Here is a 19703-nt window from a genome sequence, read left to right as displayed (position 1 = left end):
CGCAGGTGGAAGCGCGCCTCTCTCCCGGCCATCAGTACCTGTGGTAAATCCACTGATGATGGTCGCAAGGTAAATCTATCTGCAGATCGCGCAACTACATAGGTTGTTTTCATGATATATTTTTGTGAAGAAGGAAAAATTTTGCGCAACAGCAACGCTCTTCCACCCCTTTTGGGTAAACGATTTTGGAAATAGTGCGGACGTAAATGCGAGAATTTTTATGATGACGTTGGAGCGCTGTATCTACCTCGGCTGATGCGATCTCAACTGCCGGCGTTCCAATAGGGCTTGCCCCAACAGACCGGCCCAAACGGCGCAGAACGTTCTGTCGAGAAAACGACGGAAAACCCGACAGGTCGGTTAGGCCGCGTGTGGTGAGCCTGAAGCAGGCCAAACGTGTCTGGAAAGCCTGTCAGGCAATTAAATGTCCGAGGAACGCTTTTAACGGTGATGTCCCCGGACGTGGTGTAGGAGCGGGCTGCCGCTGAGGTGGTCATCGCCGGTCTTCGGCTAGGGTTCGGTTGCGAGCTGAACTCGACCGGAGATGACGATGACCGATGACAGGATGGCCCTGATCGAGCTGATCGAGAAGGGGGCGGACGGCGATCTCGTGCGCGAGCTCCTGGCCTTTGCGGCCGAGCGCATGATGGAGTTGGAGGTTGAGGCCTGCACCGGCGCGTCGGCCGGCCAGCGCAGCCCGGATCGCCTGACCCAGAGGAATGGCTACCGGGAGCGGGGCTGGGAGACGCGGGCCGGCCGGATTGATCTGGCGATCCCGAAGCTGAGGAAGGGCAGCTACCTGCCTTCGTTCCTGGAGCCGCGCCGCACGGCCGAGAAGGCGCTCACCGCCGTGATCCAGGAGGCCTACGTGCATGGCGTCTCGACCCGGGCGGTCGACGATCTCGTCAAGGCGATGGGCGGGTCAGGCGTGTCGAAGAGCCAGGTCTCGCGGCTGTGCGCAGAGATCGACGGGCGGGTGAACGCCTTCCTCTCGCGGCCCATCGAAGGCGCATGGCCCTATCTGTGGATCGACGCCACCGACGTGAAGGTGCGCGAGGCCGGCCGCATCGTCTCGGTCGCGGTTATAGTGGCGGTGGGCGTCAACACGGATGGTCGGCGCGAGGTGCTGGGCGTGACGACCGGCTCCTCGGAGGCGGAGCCGTTCTGGAAGGCGTTCTTGCGCTCCTTGGCCGACCGGGGCCTGCGGGGTGTGAAGCTCGTCGTCGCCGACTGAACCGCCCCGGGATTTTCGGAGGCTTCAACTCTTGCGAGGATGGAGCCATGACGAAGCGAACCCCACCTTTTTCCCCTGAGGTCCGCGAGCGCGCGGTGCGGATGGTGCTGGAGCATCAGGGTGAGCACAGCTCGCCCTATGCGGCGATCCGTTCGATTGCGGCCAAGATCGGCTGCTCGGGCGAGACGCTGCGGAACTGGGTCCGCCAGGCCGAATGCGACCAAGGCGTGCGAGCGGGTCCAAGGGCGGAGGAGCGCGAGCGGATCAAAGCGCTGGAGCGCGAGAACCGCGAGCTGCGGCAGGCCAATGAGATCCTGAGGAAGGCCTCGGCGTATTTTGCTCAGGCGGAGCTCGACCGCCGGTTCCGGTCATGATCGCCTTCATCGACGAGCACCGCGCCGACTATGGGGTCGAGCCGATCTGCAGGCTGCTGCCGATCGCCCCTTCGACGTATCATGCCCACGCTGCGCGGCGGGCCGACCCCGATCGGCTACCAGCCCGAGCTAGGCGGGATGCGATGCTCATGGCCGAAATCCGGCGCGTGTACGAGGCGAACTTCCGCGTCTACGGCGTGCGCAAGGTCTGGCGGCAGCTCGCCCGGGAGGGGATCGTGTCCGCCCGCTGCACTGTCGCGCGACTGATGCGAGCGATGGGGCTGCAGGGGGTCGTGCGCGGAAAGAAGCTGCGCACCACCGTTCCCGATCCAGCCTCGGCCTGTCCGCTCGACCAGGTCAACCGGCAATTCAAGGCAGACCGCCCGAACCGACTGTGGGTCGCGGATTTTACGTACGTCGCGACCTGGAGCGGCTTCGTCTACGCAGCCTTCGTGGTCGATGTCTTCGCTCGTAGGATCGTCGGCTGGCGCGTGTCGCGCTCGGCGCGCGCAGACTTCGTCCTCGATGCCCTGGAGCAGGCTCTTCATCAGCGCCGACCCTTCGCCGGCAGCGGCCTCGTCTGTCATTCGGACCGAGGGTCGCAATACGTGAGTATTCGCTATACCGAGCGCCTCATTGAGGCGGGTATCGAGCCCTCCGTCGGCAGCGTTGGAGACAGCTACGATTGTGAGAGTGTGGGCTTCGCCCGGGGGACCTGACCCTTGCTACGATTGACCTTCGTGTCCTCGCATTGACGTGTCGGTTCGCCGGGCGGCGCCTGATGGCAGGAGGAGACGTGACCTCATAGGAGCGTGGGGGACCCTCTCCCGTCACAGTCCTGTCCGCTCACCGGCCAGTCAGGCTCTCATCGCGCGGAGAGCCCGTCCATGCAAACCATCGCCCCAACCGACATTGTCATCGGTGTGGATACCCACAAACACATCCACGCTGCTGTCGCCCTCAACGGGCTCGGTGCGCGGCTCGGCACAACGAGCATTCCCGTGAGCCCGAAGGGCTATCGCGAGCTTGAGGTATGGGCTTGCGCCTTCGGATGCGTCCGCGCCTTCGGCATCGAGGGCACCGGCTCTTACGGGGCCGGTCTCTCGCGCGCCCTCGTGGCGCAAGGGCACACCGTCGTCGAGGTGAACCGTCCCAATCGGCAGGTGCGTCACCAGCACGGCAAGAGCGACCCGATCGACGCCGAGAGCGCCGCTCGTTCCGTGCTGGCTGGTCAGGCTACGGCGCGTCCCAAGAGCGGCAGCAGCGCCGTCGAGATGATCCGTCAGCTCAAGGTTGTGCGCGACACCGCCGTGAAGAGCCGAACCCGGGCCATGGTCACGCTCAAGACCTTGATCATCAACGCGCCAGCAGCCCTCCGAGAGCAGCTCGACCGCCTCACCGGTCGCGTCGCGCTGGTTCGTCATCTGGCTGGTCTGCGCCCTGGCCCTCTCACCTCGACCATCGCGTCGACCAAGGCCGCTCTGAAGGCTCTCGCGCGACGCTGGCTCATGCTTGATGCCGAGATCAAGGAGCATGACGCGGCCCTCGATGACCTGACGAACAGGTGCGCTGCGGGCCTGAAGGCAGCCTTCGGCATCGCGACCGGCACCGTGGCCGAGATGCTGATCCTGGTCGGCGACAACCCCGAGCGCATCCGCTCGGAGGCGGCTTTTGCCAAGCTATGCGGCGTCAGTCCTGTCCCGGCGTCGAGTGGGAAGACGTCGCGCCATCGGCTGAACCGGGGCGGCAATCGGCAGGCGAACGCCGCGCTCTACCGGGTCGTCATCACCCGCATGCGAGGCCACCAGCCGACGCTCGCCTACGTCGAGAAGCGCGTAGCTCAAGGACGGACGAAGCGGGAGATCGTACGATGCCTGAAGCGGTACGTAGCCCGCGAGATCTTCGGCCATCTCTGCGGATGTGGAGGCCGCATCTCGCACGAGACCACTTGACGGACATAGGAGCATCAATGCGCTGGCGGAGACGGTGATCGGCCTGTTCAAGACCGAGGTGATCCACCGGCGCGGTCCGTGGCGCAGCTTCGACGCGGTGGAGTTCGCCACCCTCGAATGGGTGGATTGGTTCAACAACCGTCGACTGCTCGAACCCATCGGCCACATCCCTCCCGCCGAGGCCGAGGCACGCTATGATGCCCAGACCGAGGTGCAAGCCGTGGCCGCTTGACCCAAACCAAAAGGCCTCCGGGAAACCCGGGGCGGTTCACCCTGATGCTGGAGCAATGCGACGAGTGGGCGGTCTCGCACCGCTACATGAGCCTGGAGTCGCTCGCCAGCTTGAGCGATGATCCCACCCTCAGGCTGTCCGCCGTGGCGGCCTGATCAACCCTCGGACCCGAACCGAGGACCGGCGCTCCCACACCACGTCACGGGACACGACCAGACGTTGGTGAGCTACGTGGATCCGCCGACGCCACACTGGCGCTCCGCTCGGATGCTCGCAGAGGACGCAACAATCTCGACAACCGCGTATGGCCGGGTACATTCCCGCCATGCGCTTTGCCCTCCTCGCTGATGTTTTCGCCTTCGACACTCTGTCCGGTGCTATGCCTGTGGAGCGGCACGCGGAATGAATAACGACCCGTTGCCGCCTGGATTTGCGTGGAACCAAGCGGATCTCTCGGGTGACGCTCCCAGCGAGATGCACTCGGGCCTTTTGATGCTCATGGCTTTTGAGGAGCGCGGCACTCCTCACCTCATCGGCACCGCCTTCATCGCAGAATTCTCTGGAGACACGGCTGTTGCCATCACTGCGGCCCATAATCTGACAGGTGCAGCACGGGCGCAGGTGCCAATAGGACGACATCATCCCAGCGCTTTGGAAGAATTTCTTCCAGGTTTTCAACGAGTTTCAATAGATCCTCGTCGGCTCCAAGTGACTTATCAGTGCGGCGAGAGGGTATCCAGCGGCCGAATTAATTGGGCCGTTTGGAACGTCGCCGCGGACCTTGCCGTCTTCTCGTTGACGCTGATCAACCTTGACGGCCTGCAATTTGAGAAAATGTTTCCACTTTCTGCTGAGCTGCCGAAGATCGGGTCCATGATTGGCGTTCTCGGTTACGCACACATGAGCGTATCCAATGTTACACTCGAAGGTGGATGGCTGGGATCATTAACAGTAGGTCGGCGCTTGGCACTTCGTGTCGGCACAGTCACAGCGCATCACCCCGAAGGGCACCTGCTCTGCCGCGGCCCATGCATCGAAACGACCGTGCCGGCGTTCGGAGGAATGAGTGGTGGCCCAGCGTTCATCTATGCCCGGGACACCACCGTCCGCCCGTTCGGGCTGATATCCTCCGACCAACGCGACGACGATGATCCCGCAAAAAACGATCGTTCCATCCCAGGATCAGCGATCTTGGCACTTCTGCCGATTAGGATTGAGAATCAAGGCGGAGGCAAGCAGGAAGTTTTCTTCACAATCGACAAGCTACTTAGCGCAGGCATCGCTGAGCTAGACGAACACACTTAGATCACGTAGCCAAATCTTCGCTAATCACTCTCCCCCCGCCCTCCGCCCATCCTTCGCGGTGTCGTCGCCGGGGGCATCTCGGTGCTACTCGACAACCGCGTATAGCCGGATACATAGCTCTGGCACGAGGGGCGCTTAGCCCCGTGGGGGCCAGCCATGTCAGACGACACGCAAGCCATTTCTGATCTTCGTGCTCTCCGATCAGCATTCGTGGCGAAGAGGCGGCAGATCGCTCAGCTCGCGATAAGCGAGGCCGGGAGCAGCGGTGCAAGCTCCCCAGACGTCACTTCGGGCTACCTGTACGGCGCCGACCTCGAGGGCATTCAGAAGCAGATCGAGGCGGTGGACCGCGCCATCGCTGATGAGAGGGTGATCGAGCGGGAGCGCCAAAAGGATACCGCTCCGGGCTTCGGCTTCCGGCATAAGCCGCAGACCGACGTCGCGTGAGCCCCGCCATGCGCACTGCCCTGCTCGCCCCTGCTCTCAGCCTCGCCATCCTTGGGTCCGCGCCAGCGAGCGCGGCGCCGCTGTGCGACGAACTCTGGGGCGAGCGGAACGCGGTCTACGCCGAGGCCGGTTACTGCTTCCGCACGCCGCGCGGAATCCAGGCCTTCGGCAACGCCGGCTGCCGCTTCGACGAGATCCGCGACGTGCCCCTCTCAGCTCGCGACCGGCAGAAGGTGTCGGCCATCGTGCGTGAAAAGCAGCGGAGCGGGTGTCGCGAGTAGGAGGCAGATCTCCCGCTAAGGCCCCGTCGCCCTGGCCCCATTCGCGATCTGAGCGCAACCAGAGGCCGTAGACAACGAACGCGGCCACCGCGCCGAAGGCAAGGATCGTCAGCTCCTCGGAGATCGGGTGCTCGGTCGCGATCGCGTCGACACTCGGAGATCGGCGCAGCACCGAGCGGATGACCGCGGCCATAATGGCCACGTAGAGAGCGCGCGCGCATGCCGTGTGAAGCCAACGGGGCATGGACGGCCTCTAACAGCGCCGGCTTGCTCTGAGTGCTATATGGCTGTCGCTGCCGTCTGCTCAATTTCACTTCGACAGAGTCATTGACCTCGGTATCGGGGCTCGTTGCGCGATTGGCATGCGGCTGATCACCTGCAAGCATTCAAACGTTAACTAACGAAGGATTTCTTAACCAAGAACGGCATATAAGCGTTCCTATCCATTCTATGAGGCCAATGCTGTAGAAGCAAACCTCAAACAACTAATCATCGCAAAAGGCCGACACGCCATGATGTATAATTACTCACCCGTGAGCCTGAATGGTCCCTACGGCGAGATTTATGCTATTGGATCTTTAAGCACGTTCCTCTTTCGCGCCGCGGGAACCGAGCCGGCAAGCGCCGAGATTATCCCAGGTGGGGGAACTCTTGATCTGGCGACACGCCTCGGCGCCATTGCAGGCACCGGGCACGCTGAAGGTATCAATAGCAAGGGCGAAATAGTCGGAAGCTACAATGACGCCGTGGGACGACAGTACGGCTTTCTAAAATCAGGCGAAACATATTTTCAGATAAACCCTTTCAAAGGCCAAGGCATAGATGGGGAGAACTTAGTTGGTCTTACGGCCGACGGCCGCCAGGTGCTTGGCGTATTAACAACCAGCGCAGTAGATATTAGCTCTAACGGAGTGGTGGTTGGGAACTATGTTAGCAAGTTAGATGGTGAGACGCACGAACGTAGCTTCACATATAAGGATGGAGCATATAAGATATTTAAAATAGATGGTGCCGCAGACATTCATTCAACCGGGATCAATTCGTTCGGCCAAACTGTCGGCGTCGCGACAATTGCGGGCAAAGAACACGCTTTCGTAAGGGATGATAGTGGCGCAGTGCGACTCATCGACACCATAAGCGACAGCATCAACGCCACCAAGATCACCCCACAAGGAATTAATGACCTCGGTCAAGTAGCGGGTTATTATGTCGGTGCAGATGGGAAGGACCACGGGTTTATTTACTTCGGCGGCTCAGCGAAGTCAATAGAATTTCCAAATGCTTACGAAACTCGAATTTATGGTATTGATAATGCGGGAGATGTTGCTGGATCTTATCACGACTCTAGCTATTTGGTAAAGAACAGCATCGGAACTCACGCCTTCACCGGGTCGATTGCGAATCCTATTACCGTAGCGAATACCGCAACGACCGTTGCTGGTGGCACTGCAACGGGTACGGCCGGCCAGTTCGGCTCGGGTATTCTTGCCGATGACGTTGATCCAAATGGCCTGTTCCTGTCGATCGTGGCGGTTACTGGTGGTTCCGTTGGATCATCGATCGCAGGAAAGTATGGGCATCTCAAGCTCAATGCTGACGGATCGTTTGTATACAATGCAGACAATGCGGCAGCAATTGGCGCGGGCCCTAGCGCAAACAACCCTCTACACGATACATTTACTTACACAGTGGCAAATGCACTCGGCGGAAAAGCCGACTCTACGCTTGATCTTAAGCTCGAAAATGTATCTGCGGTTTACCGTTTTTTCGACACTAAGACTCAAGATCATTTCTATTCGACTAGTGCCGCTGAAAAATCTTCTATTCAAACCACTCTACCCAACTACCGTTACGAAGGTATTGGCTGGGCAACCCCCGATAAGGGAGCCGGTACGACTGACGTCTTTCGCTTCTTCGACTCGAAGACGGGAACGCATTTTTTTACTACTAGCACCGCGGAACGCGACAGCATCGTCAAGACTTTGCCGACATACAAATATGAGGGTGTAGCATTTCAGGCTTACGCCGGTTCTGACGGCTCTGATCCCGGCGTCGTGTTTCTGGAACGCTTCTTTAACACGAAAACTCAGCTTCATCATTATGCAGCCAATGCAGATGAAGCTTACGCGATCAACCATGGGGCGGCGGGAACAGGCTGGGTCGATGAAGGCAAAGCGTTTGCCGTTCATGCTCCGACAGACTCAATGAATGCAGCAAGCTCAAAGGAATTGAGTGACATCGCCAGCGCTCAAGCTCAAGTGAGTTTGACGGGTATTAGTTCAATTTCTCCCTACGACTCGTTCGGTAACATCAAGCTTGGCTGATGATGTGAAGTCATAGTCAGGGTGAATGTCCGGTCATCCCGGTGCACCAGCCCATACCATTCAAAAAAACTGGAGGGCGCTGAGGGTTGATCTTACACGCTCTCGGCGTCGGCATCTTTACCGCCGGCAATAAGGGTCAGCTTCAGCGCGGTCTTCGGCATTTGCTCCTGGCCAAACAGGCCTCGAAGAGCCAGCTTGCGATCCGCATCCTCCCCGCACAGGCTGCGACCATGCTGGCGATGGCCCCCTCAGCAAGGGTAGCCCGGTCCACGCCGAGGCGGACCTCTAACTCACGGGACAGGAACCTCACGGCGAACATGAGCGCAGCATTCTGCTGTGCGAGACCCGTCGTTGCGTTGGCCGCAAGGCCCAGCGCTTGAGTGAGCTTCTGGACAGTAGCCTCCGTGCCTTCAGGTGAATCTGTGGCCACCACCCCATCCCGCTGCTCGCGAAGGCCCCAGACAACGGCGCCTTCACCTTCCCGGTGCTGGCGCCGTTGCCGACGTTGGAAGCGGTTGCCTGCGCGATCATGGCCGCGCCCGGCACCTTGGCAAGGTCCGAGAGCAGTACCTGAACCGCAGCCGGGTCGGCGGGGTGTCCACGATGTGGATGCGGAGGGCGGCGTTCATGCTCAGGACGCCGGGATGCCGGCGACGAGCATCGCGGACAGGTACGCGCCGCGATCCGCGGTGAACTCCTGCGCGCCGGTCGGGCCGGGCTGGATCAGCCGCCGGGGTTCACGGGTCGGATCGGGATGCGCGCCGACTGCCACGTAGGCAGGACCGCCGAACGCCTCCAGGCGGAGTGTCACGGGCCGCGTCTGAAAATAGCCGCCGTGCCCCGGCGGCGGGACGATGGCGCGGAGATCGGAAGGGTCCGCCATCGATCGTGCGATCCCGCAGGACCTCCCCCGGCCGATGCGTCTCGACGGTGCGGAATGAAAGCTTCACCGCATCAGATGCGGGGTCAGCCTCCGGCGCCGGCTTCGTCTGGGTCTGGGTCTGGGTCTGGGTCTGGGTCTTCGATCATCACATCCTCACATGGTTTGAGCAGCCATCCCAACCTTGCCCGGTAATGCCGTCCGGGGGCCGGAGGCTGGGTTCCCGCTGTTCGATGGGCTGCGGCTCCGTCAAAGGACTCCCCCGAAGATCAGCGGCCTTGACGGGCCAGAATTCGGTACATGCTCGCCTGCGCTGGCGGGAGACCGGCGCCGGGGTCGGCCTTCGGCTCAATGCCCTGCGCCTTCAGCGTGCGGCCCATGGAGGCCTCGGCGCGCCTGCGAGCGTCGGCAACAGCGGTCTGGGTCCGAGCCATCCGTGCTGCGAGGCTATCGGGCTGAGGACCGCTCTGGCCTTGCTCGGCCCGGAGTTCAGCGAGTATTGCCGCCGGAGCGGTGCCGGCCGCGATGTGGCCTGCGGCGCGGGTGGGCTGGCCTGCGATCAGGCAAAGCTCAGTGATTTCCTGTGCGCGAGAAGCCCCCATAGTCTTTCCTTTCGAGGCGCTGGCTCGCGGGCTGCGCGGACCGGCTGCGTCGGATGCGGTGAAGGTGCGGCGGCTCCAGCCCTTTGCGTCGGCGAGCGCCACGAGGCGTTGAGGCGCTTTCGCGTAGGCTCGGAATGGGAAGGGCGCCGATGCGGTCGCGGCGGTGGCCGAGCCGACCTTGGTCGCGTAGCGTTTCGCCACCGCATCCGATGGCGTCAGCCAGGTCTCAGCCTTCATCTCGGCCAGGATGGCCGCTTTCGTGCGGCCGGTGGCGGTCGCGTAGACCGAGGCCAGCGTGTCGGCCAGCGTGCGGAGGAAGGCGGCCGATTCGTCGTGATCGTCGGCGGTGCCTACCGTGAGGCCCGCCGGATCGTGGACCATCATGAGGGAGCCGGGCGACATGATACGCTCCGTGCCGGCCATAGCGATGATCGATGCGGCCGACGCGGCGACTCCCTCCACGAGGGTCGTAACCTTCCCGCGATGGGCCGTTAGGATCGCGTGGATCGCCAGCCCCTCGAAAGCATTGCCGCCGCCGGAGTTGATGCGCACCGTGACGTCGCGATCGACCCCAAGCTCAGCGAGGGCGAACAGCACATCGGAGGCGGTGAAGCCTTCAATGTCAGCCCAGCGGGCCTCTCCCACGTCGCCGTGGAGGACGAGGGCGCCGTCGCAGATCAGGCTGCGGCCTGAAGATTCGGTCACTGCACGGTCTCCATCTCGGGCTGACGCGGCACGGTCTCGACCCAGCCCAGGACGTCGTTCACGGCCCGAAGATCGGGCGGCGCGCCACTGAGCAGGGACACTGCTCGGTCGGCCGGCAGGTCGAAGCGGAGCGCCAGGGCGAAGGCCAGGTTCTCGCGTCCGACCACCTCGGGCGCGTCCATGATCTCGCGGTACCGCTCGCGCGTTGCGGCGCGCTGCGCCAGGATCGTGCTGGTGAGTTCGAGGTGAGTGGGGACGATCTCCATCACGCGGCGCCCCGCAGCGCGGTGACGTTGCCTTCCTGGCGGGGCATCGCCGGCACAAGCTCTAGCCGCTCGCAGACCTTGCGCTCGATTTTCGGATCCAGCCGAAGGTCGCTGCCCAGATGGGCCAGGGCGGTGTCGGCACTGCGGAAGATCTCGGCGCGGAGCGCGGCATCAGGACCTCCAGGGGCGTCCAGTCAGCCCCGCACAGCGCCCGCAGCAGATTGGTCACCGTGGCGAGTGCTCTCTCCGAATGCAGGCCACCTCCCTCGGCCTCCGGCTCGTAGGGAGCATAGCTGAGGACGGCTGTATCGTCGTAGACGCCGAGGCCAACCACCGCCCCCCGATTGTGCCCGCCCAGATGCGCTTCAAGCGCTCGCAAGGCGCCCCCGACTGTCTCTGAGTTACGCATCAGCAGGCCGATTAGCCCGAGCGAGGCGAGCGTAGCGCGCTGCCCGACGAGCAGCCCGAGATGGGGGCAGCGCGTGTGGTCACCTCCGACAGCCATGAGGCGGCCAAGGCCAGAGAACGGAATGAGCCTGCTGCCGTCCTCGAAAAGCTGCGGGTCGAGACCCGCCTCAGCGGTGAGAGCATCGGGATCGGCGCCGAGTTCGGCGAGGACAGCATGGATCGCGCGGGCGACCCTAAGATGGACGAAGCCTATGGGTGATGGCTGAACAGCCGCACCAGGACTTGCCGTCGCGGTAGATAGCTGCGCGCTCTCACCCGTATGCAATCCGGCAGATGAGGACATGGAAATTCCTCACTTTGTTCGTATCGATACAAGGCATTTAATCCATGTTAATCAAGCTCTGCAATGGAATGTCTTGATCGTACGGGACATTGACATCGGCGCAGTCCTTACTTGCTCGACAAGCAGCGGGGTCGATGGCAACCGAAGCAGGAGCATGTGATGCGAAGAGGCGCCGGCATGGTCCGATCGTGGCCGGACCGATTTCGTCCAAGCCCACCGGGTGCCGTTCCGATAGAGTTTGCCCCACTGGAATGTTCCAGGGCGCTGTCACACCGAATGTAGAGAAAACGACTGTTTTCCTTACACAGGGGTGCAGCCGCTATCGACCGGTTGCAGGCCTGGGGAAGGTCCACTTCCCGGCTGTTGATGAGGCAGAAGTCAACAACCGGGTTGAGTGGCTCATCGCCAGGCCGCCTTCCGCGAGCAGCTCCGCCGAAGCGAACTCAATGTTCATGTCAGCAAGAGAAATCCTTATACCTAAATCACTCATTTAGAATGCTTTCCAATTTATACAACAGTATTTTAAATTATGAACTATCGCTCACGAGAGCGATGAGTGGCTTTTGCGCTCCGTTTTCACCGTTTATATAAAGGAATGTCAGATTTTCTTACAAAGCCATGGGCTTTCATGCGCGAGGCTAGGGTCGTGGGGCGCAATCCAAGAAGGGCGGCGGCGCCTTTTGGCCCGAACACCCGGCCGTCCGTGAGCGCGAGCGCCGCTTCGATCTCGGCGCGGTCGCGCGCACGGCGGTCGGTTTCGGTTGGTGGACGGTCGACGGGAAGCGCAGCCGGCGCTGGAGCGGGGCGGCGTTGCGGCTCGGTTTCCGGAAGGTCGAAGCGGAGCCGGCCGCCGACGGCCAGGATCGCCGCTCGCTCGATCACGTTTTCGAGTTCGCGCACGTTGCCGGGCCACGTGTAGTGCGCGAGCCGGCGGGCGTCGCCCTCGGTCAGCCGCGGTTCGGGGATGTTCAGGCGGCGCGCGGCTCCTTTCAGGAAGTGCTGTGCGATCAGCCCGATGTCTTCCGGGCGCTCGCGTAAGGGGCTTGCGGCGAGGGGAAACACGTTCAGACGGAAATACAGGTCCTCGCGGAACCGCCCGCGGCGCACTTCCTCCTTGAGGTCGCGGTTGGTTGCGGCCACGAGGCGGATATCGACGGCCCGTGTACGCTCTTCGCCGACCCGCTCGAACGAGCGCTCCTGCAAGACTCGCAGCAGCTTGCCCTGGAGGTCGCGGGGGATCTCGCCGACCTCGTCGAGGAACAGCGTGCCACCGTCAGCGAGCTCAAAGCGCCCGACCCGGTCGCGCAGGGCCCCGGTGAAGGCCCCCTTGGCATGGCCGAAGAACTCGCTCTCGAACAACTCGCGGGGCACGGCGGCGCAGTTCACGCGGATCAGCGGGCGGTCGCGCCGCCGGCTCGCCTCGTGGATGGCGCGGGCGATCAGCTCCTTGCCGGTGCCGGATTCGCCGCTGATGAGGACCGTGGCGTCAGTGCCGGCCACGAGATCGATCTGGCGGAGCGTCGCCTCGATGGCAGGCGAGCGTCCGATGATGCCCTGGTGGTGGCTCTCGAGCCGAATCTCCTCCTTGAGGTAGGCATTCTCCAGTTCCAGCCGTTCGCGCAGCGAGTCGACCTCGGCCAAGGCACTGCGCAGGCGCTCCTCGGCCTCGCGGCGTTGGCTGATGTCGCGGAAGACGATGACCGCGCCGAGAAGCTGGCCCCGGTCCCGGATCGGCGTCGAGGTGTACTCGACGGGGAAGGCGGTGCCGTCCTTTCGCCAGAACACCTCGCTATCGACCTGATGCACCGCGCCGTCGCGGAAGGCGGCATAGATCGGGCAATCGTGGTGGTGGTAAAGCGCCCCGTTCGGATGGGTGTGATGGACGGTGGCATGCATGTCCTTGCCGACGAGATCGGTGGCGAGCCAGCCGAGCATCCGTTCGGCTGCGGGGTTGACGAAGGTCGTCACGCCTTCGGCATTGACGCCGTAGATGCCCTCGCCGGCCGCACGCAGGATCAGCTGGTTCTCGCGCTCGATATCGCGAAAGATCCGCTCCATTCGCTGCCACTCGGAGAGGCCGGCCCGCATATGCGCGTCAGCCTGCCCGTCGATGACCCGGCGGCGGCGCGCCTCCAGATCGGAGAGCGTCACTAGGAGCCGGTCCTCCCCGAGCGGACTCGCTGCGTATTCGAGGCGCAGGGTCTTGCCGTCCGCGTGGCGGGGAATGAGCGCCTGGGACCACCACTGCCCCTTGGCCAGCGCCCCTTGGGTGAACACGATCAGCGCGGGGCGCTGGCCCGGGTGCAGGGCGCTCGCCGCCATGGCGCGCAGCACCGCGCGGTCATAGCCGAGGAGGCGGGCCGCCGCCGAATTGGCGTCAACGATGCGGTCCGCTGCCGGGTCGAGCACCAGCATCGGCTCGCGGTGCTGCTCGAACACGGGGCCGTAATCCTCGTGACTCGCTTCCATGGCCAAGCCGACCTCCTATGCTACGATGTTTCGTGATCTCACTACGAAAAATCATTTTACACGAAATCTCGTGGTTTTTATCGATAGCGATAAGTCATTGCTACACAGCGAATTTCAGAAAGCTTGCTGATTGGCACACAGCTTGCGCTTCGGTGCGTAGAGACTGGCGCTGCGCGAGAACCCCATGGCCCTGTTCGACAATCCCTTCGACGCTAAGCGGCGCCTGTTGCGCGGCGGCTGCACCTGCGGCGAACATGCGAGCCAAGCCGATCATGAGGCCGCGCTCTCAGGCGATGCCGAGATCCAGCGGGTGGTGGACGGCGCGGTGATGCGCGCCCTGTTCCCCCACGACGCCCAGCGTCGCGCCTTCCTCCGCAGCGTCGGCGCGGCGACCGCCATCGCGGCTGTGAGCCAGTTCTTCCCAACGAAGTTTGCCGCCGAGGCCTTCGCCGCCGCCGGCACACCCGAGAAGAAGGATCTCAAGGTCGGCTTCATCCCGATTACCTGCGCCACACCGATCATCATGGCCAAGCCCATGGGCTTCTACGAGCGGCAGGGCCTGAACGTCGATGTGGTGAAAACCGCTGGCTGGGCGGTGATCCGCGACAAGACCCTGAACCGGGAATACGACGCCGCGCACATGCTGGCGCCAATGCCGCTGGCGATCTCGCTAGGGGTCGGCTCGAATCCGACGCCCTACACGGCCGCCGCCATCGAGAACGTCAACGGCCAGGCGATTACGTTGGCCATGAAGCACAAGGACCGGCGCGACCCGAAGGACTGGAAGGGCTTCAAGCTCGCAGTGCCGTTCGACTACTCGATGCACAACTACTTGCTGCGCTACTACCTGGCGGAAGCCGGTATCGACCCCGACACCGACGTACAGATCCGCGCCGTGCCGCCGCCGGACATGGTCGCCAACCTCCGGGCCGACAACATCGACGGTTTCCTCGCACCCGACCCGGTGAACCAGCGCGCCGTCTACGACGGCGTCGGCTTCATCCACATCCTGTCCAAGGAGATCTGGGACCGGCACCCGTGCTGCGCTTTTGCCGCCTCGAACGACTTCATCACGCAGACCCCGAATACCTACGCTGCACTCCTGCGCGCGATCATCGAGGCGACCAGTTACGCCTCGAAGGCCGGAAACCGGAAGGAGATCGCCGCCCAAATCGCCCCGGCGAACTACCTGAACCAGCCGGTAACGGTAGTAGAGCAGGTCCTTACCGGCACCTTCGCGGACGGTCTCGGCAACGTCAGGAAGGTCCCGGACCGCGTCGATTTCGATCCCTTCCCGTGGTCGTCCTTCGCGGTCTGGATCATGACCCAGATGCAGCGCTGGGGTCAGGTGAAGGGCGAGGTCGATTACAAGGCGGTAGCCGAGAAGGTCTTCCTGGCCACCGACGCCGCCCGGCTGATGACGGCGGAGGGCCAGACGCCGCCCACCGCCACCAGCAAGACCTTCTCGGTGATGGGCAAGGTCTTCGATCCAGACAAGCCGAAGGATTACCTCGACTCGTTCAAGATCCGGAAGGCGGGCTGAGCCATGGCCCGCAACCTTTCCGCGCGGGCGGCACTCCTGTCCCTCGCGCTCCTCGTTGGTGTCCTGCTCGTCTGGCAGGTCGCGGTCGGCGGCGTCGCGAAGACGCAGGTCATGGACCCCGAATACGCTGCCCTGATGGGGCAGACCGCCACCACCGGAAAGTCGGCGATGCCGGGGCCGATGGATGTCGGCGCCACGATCTGGCAGCACCTCAAGGACCCGTTCTACGATCGCGGCCCCAACGACAAGGGGCTTGGCATCCAGCTCGCCTATTCCATCGGCCGCGTGGCGCTCGGCTACCTGCTCGCGGTGATCGTTGCGATCCCCGTCGGCTTCCTCATCGGCATGTCGCCGCTGATGGGTCGCGCCCTCGATCCGTTCATCCAACTCTTAAAGCCGGTCTCACCGCTGGCCTGGATGCCGCTCGCTCTCTACACGATCAAGGATTCCGGCCTGTCGGCGATCTTTGTGATTTTCATCTGCTCACTCTGGCCGATGCTGATCAACACCGCCTTCGGCGTGTCGGGCACCCGCAAGGAATGGCTCAACGTCGCCCGCACCTTGGAGGTCGGGCCGATCCGCCGCGCCTTCACGGTGATCCTGCCGGCGGCCGCGCCCACGATCCTCACCGGCATGCGGATCTCCATCGGCATCGCCTGGCTCGTCATCGTCGCCGCCGAAATGCTCGTAGGCGGCACCGGCATCGGTTACTTCGTCTGGAACGAGTGGAACAACCTCTCGATCAACAACGTGATCGTCTCGATCCTGGTGATCGGCCTCGTCGGCATGATCCTTGACCAGTTGCTGGCCCGCGCCCAGCGCCTCGTGACCTTCCCGGAGTGAGGCGATGAGCATCCTTCCTTTCGCCGGGCGTGCGTCGGCACCTCAGACCGCCACCAGGACCGCCGGAACCCGCGCCATGTCCGACGACAAGTACATCTCCATCGAGGGGATCGCCCGACGCTATCCGGCGCCCGGGGGTAAGACCTCGACCGTCTTCGAGGACATGTGGCTGCCCATGCGCCGCGGCGAGTTCGTGTGCATGATCGGGCATTCGGGCTGCGGTAAGACCACGGTGCTCAACATCCTGGCGGGTCTCGAAGCCCCGACGGAGGGCGTCGTCATCGCAGCGGGCGAGGCGATCGAGGGCACGAGCCTCGACCGCGCCGTGATCTTCCAGGGACACGCGCTGCTGCCGTGGCGCACGGTGCTGGGCAACGTCGCCTACGCGGTCTCCTCGCGCTGGCGCAAGGCCTCGAAGGCCGAGGTCGAGGACCGGGCGCGCAAGGCGATCCGCACGGTGGGCCTGTCCGGCTCCGAGCACAAGCGCCCGTCCGAACTCTCCGGCGGCATGAAGCAGCGCGTCGGAATCGCCCGCGCCCTTTCAATCGAGCCGAAGATCCTGCTGATGGACGAGCCGTTCTCAGCCCTCGACGCGCTCACCCGCGGCACCCTGCAGGACGAGGTCCGGCGCATCTGCGTCGAGACCGGGCAGACCGTGTTCATGATCACCCACGACGTCGACGAGGCGATCTATCTCGCCGACCGCATCGTGCTGATGACCAATGGGCCGATGGCGAAGGTTGCCGAGATCGTCGAGAACCCTCTGCCGAAGGATCGGGACCGGACTCAGCTGCATCATGCCCCCGGCTACTACGCCCTGCGCAACCACCTCATCGACTTCCTCGTGACCCGCTCGAAGACCCTGCGGGACGCGATGCCCGTCGGCTACGACCAGCGCAACCCGCCGGTGGTGCGCCCGACCCTGAGCGAGGCCGACGCGGCCGCGATCGCATCGACCGACCCGGTCGGGAAGCGGGCCTAATTTCTCAATTCCAAAAGAGGATATTCCATGAAGCGCGACGACCTCACCGAGAAGCTCCTCGACATCAAGCGTGAGAAGGGCTGGAGCTGGAAGCACATCCAGGAGGAGATCGGCGGCATCTCGCCGATCCTCATCACCGCCGCCTGCATGGGCCAGATGAAGCTGCCCAAGGCGCAGGCCAGGAAGGCCGCCGAGCTGTTTGGCCTGAGCCAAGCCGAGGAGCGCCTGCTCAACGAGGCGCCCTATCGCGGCTCGATCCCGCAGATGCCCCCGACCGATCCCCTGATCTACCGCTTCTACGAGCTGGTCATGGTCTACGGCACCACCTGGAAGGAGCTGATCCAGGAGGAGTTCGGCGACGGCATCATGTCGGCCATCGACTTCAACATGACCATGGAGCGTGAGCCCAACAACAAGGGCGACCGAGTGAAGATGAACCTTTCAGGCAAGTTCCTGCCCTACAAGTATTACGGCAACGATGACGGCGTGCCGGAATACGGCTTCAAGGAAGACTAATCGCTACCACGAGGATCCCGCCGCACCATGACGTTTGGGAGGAATTCCAGATCGCACCGGAACCATTGCTTGAGATCACTCGGAGAGCACCCGCTTTCGAAGGTCTCCGAGGCGGGTTTATTGGCGAGGTTGGGTTGGAGGCGGAGTGTCTACTTCCGAGCGGAGGGCTGAAGCCCGCTTCCCATTCGTAACGGGCATCAGCATTGCTGCGGCGATAACTCATACGGGGAGGTTGCAACCTGCACGGCTTACGGCGAAGCTGCTGGGGGCCAACTCGTGTAAAAGATGCTCCTGTGCCTGCCGAACCCACCAAGGGACCTGCGTCGTACTTTCCGTCTATCGAGAAGAAATACGGACGAGCAATCGGCGAATGGCAGCAGCTTGTCCGGGACCGGCTTTCCGCAAAGCACATGGATTTGGTTTCGATGCTGAAGAGTGAGCACGGGATGGGCCACGGTCACGCCAACGCGATCGTCGCTCATGTGCTGTCTATGGAAAGAGGGTAGCCGATCTCTGCCGCCAAGACGGCGCGACTGGTTTCCCCTTCTCAATTTCGGAACGACATTCTAGCGTCACAGGAAACGCAACCCGGTCTATGGCGTGGGTAAAGGCTCGGTCTGCGTCGAGTGCATAGCCCTTATATGTCGGAGAACTGACCGTTTTCTCTACAGTAGCGGTGGCTGTTATCGACCCGTTGCAGCCATTGCGGGTGTCACAAGGAATGCTCCGAAACGGATGCACGGAGCGTGATATTAACCGGCTCGTACCCTGGCTCCTCGTACCTTGGCTCGTCGTTCACGCCGCTACAGGTCTGACCAAGAGCCACGTTCGCTCTGGTCAGCGTCCCCTGCCAAATTCACCAATTGGCGTGCGCCAAAAGCTGGTTCATAACGTCGCGCGATGCAGGCTGACCTCCTCGACCGCCTCTTCGTCACGCTCGCCGTGCGCCTTCGTGCGTTCTCCGTATGTCGGATCCAGCAAGGGTGGAGGCTGGGCTTCAGCCCTTTCGACGCGATCACGATCCACTACGTGCTTCGCGGGAACGGGAGCCTTCGGGTCGGGGACGGACCTTGGCTGTTGTACACCCCCCACACCATCCTCGTCGTCCCGGCCCGCCTCCCGCATACGCTTGGCGCAGCGGAGCACTGCATCGGCGAGGTTCAGGCCGGGGATCAATGCGCCCTTCACAGCGACGGACTCGTCAGTTTCGCGGCAGGAGACGGGAGTCCGGACAGTCTCTTCGTCTGTGGTCAGATCGCCGATAACCACAGCGGAGCGATGGGCTTGTTCGAGCTGTTCCAGGCTCCGATGGTGGAGGCCTTCCCGTCGAACGCCGTGTTGCAGAACTCATTCGCGTCAATGCTGGCCGAGGTCGCCAGCCCGAGCCTTGGGACACAGGCGATGACGGAGGCGCTCATGAAGCAGTGCCTCATCATCTTGCTGCGTCAGCATCTTGCGGCGAATGATTTCGCTTCACCGCTCCTGGCCACTCTGCACAGCCCCAAGCTCGCCCGCGCCGTTCTCGCGATCCTGGAGCAGCCGGGAGCCGCCTTCACCGTCAAAAGCATGGCGGCGCTCGCTGGGATGGGTCGAACCAGCTTCGCCGAGAGCTTTGCGACCGCCTTCGGTCAGGGCCCGATGGAGTTCGTCCAGAGGGTCCGGCTCCGCATCGCTGCGCGTATCCTGACTGCCACGGATTTGCCCCTCAAGGTCATCGCGGACAGCATCGGCTACGCAAGCCGCAGTTCGTTCAGCAAGGCATTCGAAGCGCAGTACGGCGTCGCCCCGACGCAATTCCGGCTCGTCGGCGGTCAGGACGAAGGCGAACCTCAGAGGATCGATACCACGTCTCCGGATGTCATTGTTGACCCGGCAGCGGCGGACGCATTCCCTGAAGTGGCCGCAGGTGGTCTCCCAACGTCCGAATAGCGCCTTCTGCCGTTCGCAGGACGTCGTTTCGGGGAACAGCCGTCGTCGCGTGCGGTTCCGGGGTCGAG

17 protein-coding genes, 2 pseudogenes and 1 other annotated feature are annotated in these 19703 nt (G+C 62.9%); of the genes and pseudogenes, 14 read left to right on the top strand and 5 right to left on the bottom strand.

The window, feature by feature from the left end:
- Positions 1 to 550: 550 nt before the first annotated feature.
- The 8 genes and pseudogenes from F6X51_RS20175 to F6X51_RS20140 form a co-directional block, all read left to right on the top strand.
- Positions 551 to 1231: pseudogene (locus F6X51_RS20175) on the top strand (IS256 family transposase); the annotation flags it as partial.
- A gap of 50 nt (positions 1232 to 1281) precedes the next feature.
- A pseudogene (locus F6X51_RS20170) lies at positions 1282 to 2294 on the top strand (IS3 family transposase); the annotation flags it as partial.
- Positions 1563 to 1679 (top strand) — a sequence feature (AL1L pseudoknot). Its footprint overlaps the pseudogene before it by 117 nt.
- Before the next feature lie 201 nt (positions 2295 to 2495).
- A complete protein-coding gene (locus F6X51_RS20165) occupies positions 2496 to 3560 on the top strand; it encodes an IS110 family RNA-guided transposase (protein WP_150965465.1) in 1065 nt (354 codons plus the stop codon).
- Positions 3517 to 3792: an integrase core domain-containing protein gene (locus F6X51_RS20160; RefSeq protein ID WP_281407654.1), complete on the top strand. Its 276-nt coding sequence runs from the start codon at positions 3517 to 3519 to the stop codon at positions 3790 to 3792. Before F6X51_RS20165 ends, F6X51_RS20160 begins: the two co-directional genes overlap by 44 nt.
- Positions 3793 to 4194: 402 nt before the next feature.
- Complete coding sequence (locus F6X51_RS20155; RefSeq protein ID WP_150965464.1) at positions 4195 to 5097, top strand: trypsin-like peptidase domain-containing protein; 903 nt, start codon at positions 4195 to 4197, stop codon at positions 5095 to 5097.
- Positions 5098 to 5253: 156 nt separating this feature from the next.
- On the top strand, positions 5254 to 5544 hold the full coding sequence (locus F6X51_RS20150) for a hypothetical protein (protein ID WP_150965463.1): 291 nt from the start codon (positions 5254 to 5256) through the stop codon (positions 5542 to 5544).
- Positions 5545 to 5552: 8 nt separating this feature from the next.
- Positions 5553 to 5825 (top strand): YARHG domain-containing protein, encoded by a 273-nt coding sequence (locus F6X51_RS20145; protein ID WP_150965462.1) that lies wholly within the window; start codon positions 5553 to 5555, stop codon positions 5823 to 5825.
- A gap of 512 nt (positions 5826 to 6337) precedes the next feature.
- Complete coding sequence (locus F6X51_RS20140) at positions 6338 to 8149, top strand: Ig-like domain-containing protein (protein ID WP_150965461.1); 1812 nt, start codon at positions 6338 to 6340, stop codon at positions 8147 to 8149.
- Between the two features lie 631 nt (positions 8150 to 8780).
- On the opposite strand, the gene F6X51_RS20135 is transcribed toward F6X51_RS20140, so the two are convergent.
- The 5 genes from F6X51_RS20135 to F6X51_RS20120 form a co-directional block, all read right to left on the bottom strand.
- A complete protein-coding gene (locus F6X51_RS20135; RefSeq protein ID WP_150965460.1) occupies positions 8781 to 9032 on the bottom strand; it encodes a hypothetical protein in 252 nt (83 codons plus the stop codon).
- 266 nt (positions 9033 to 9298) lie between these two features.
- Positions 9299 to 10336 (bottom strand): head maturation protease, ClpP-related, encoded by a 1038-nt coding sequence (locus F6X51_RS20130; protein ID WP_191970189.1) that lies wholly within the window; start codon positions 10334 to 10336, stop codon positions 9299 to 9301.
- Positions 10333 to 10605, bottom strand: coding sequence for a hypothetical protein (locus F6X51_RS28075; protein WP_191970188.1), 273 nt, complete (start codon positions 10603 to 10605; stop codon positions 10333 to 10335). The genes F6X51_RS20130 and F6X51_RS28075 overlap by 4 nt, the downstream gene beginning before the upstream one ends.
- A 58-nt stretch (positions 10606 to 10663) precedes the next feature.
- The gene (locus tag F6X51_RS20125) at positions 10664 to 11353 is read right to left on the bottom strand and encodes an AraC family transcriptional regulator ligand-binding domain-containing protein (RefSeq protein ID WP_150965458.1); all 690 of its coding nucleotides are present in this window, start codon (positions 11351 to 11353) and stop codon (positions 10664 to 10666) included.
- Positions 11354 to 11929: 576 nt separating this feature from the next.
- Positions 11930 to 13822, bottom strand: a complete 1893-nt coding sequence (locus F6X51_RS20120; RefSeq protein WP_150965457.1) for a sigma 54-interacting transcriptional regulator — start codon at positions 13820 to 13822, stop codon at positions 11930 to 11932.
- Positions 13823 to 14006: 184 nt separating this feature from the next.
- On the opposite strand from F6X51_RS20120, the gene F6X51_RS20115 reads away from it, so the two are divergent.
- The 6 genes from F6X51_RS20115 (at position 14007) to F6X51_RS20090 (ending at position 19635) form a co-directional block, all read left to right on the top strand.
- Positions 14007 to 15365: a CmpA/NrtA family ABC transporter substrate-binding protein gene (locus F6X51_RS20115; protein WP_150965456.1), complete on the top strand. Its 1359-nt coding sequence runs from the start codon at positions 14007 to 14009 to the stop codon at positions 15363 to 15365.
- Positions 15366 to 15368: 3 nt separating this feature from the next.
- The gene (ntrB, locus tag F6X51_RS20110; RefSeq protein WP_150965455.1) at positions 15369 to 16208 is read left to right on the top strand and encodes a nitrate ABC transporter permease; all 840 of its coding nucleotides are present in this window, start codon (positions 15369 to 15371) and stop codon (positions 16206 to 16208) included.
- A 4-nt stretch (positions 16209 to 16212) separates the two neighbouring features.
- Positions 16213 to 17190, top strand: a complete 978-nt coding sequence (locus tag F6X51_RS20105; RefSeq protein WP_150965454.1) for an ABC transporter ATP-binding protein — start codon at positions 16213 to 16215, stop codon at positions 17188 to 17190.
- A 27-nt stretch (positions 17191 to 17217) separates the two neighbouring features.
- A complete protein-coding gene (gene cynS / locus F6X51_RS20100; RefSeq protein WP_150965453.1) occupies positions 17218 to 17706 on the top strand; it encodes a cyanase in 489 nt (162 codons plus the stop codon).
- Between the two features lie 293 nt (positions 17707 to 17999).
- Entirely contained in the window at positions 18000 to 18212 is a 213-nt protein-coding gene (locus tag F6X51_RS20095) for a DUF4287 domain-containing protein (RefSeq protein ID WP_150965452.1), read from the top strand.
- A 394-nt stretch (positions 18213 to 18606) separates the two neighbouring features.
- Positions 18607 to 19635 carry an AraC family transcriptional regulator gene (locus F6X51_RS20090; RefSeq protein WP_150965451.1) on the top strand — a complete coding sequence of 343 codons (1029 nt, stop codon included), beginning with the start codon at positions 18607 to 18609 and terminating at the stop codon, positions 19633 to 19635.
- Positions 19636 to 19703 lie beyond the last annotated feature (68 nt).

Source organism: Methylobacterium planeticum, assembly GCF_008806345.1.
Classification (GTDB): domain Bacteria; phylum Pseudomonadota; class Alphaproteobacteria; order Rhizobiales; family Beijerinckiaceae; genus Methylobacterium; species Methylobacterium planeticum.
The sequence above is the reverse complement of the archived record's forward strand: the minus strand, read 5'-3'. Positions and strand labels throughout refer to the sequence as shown.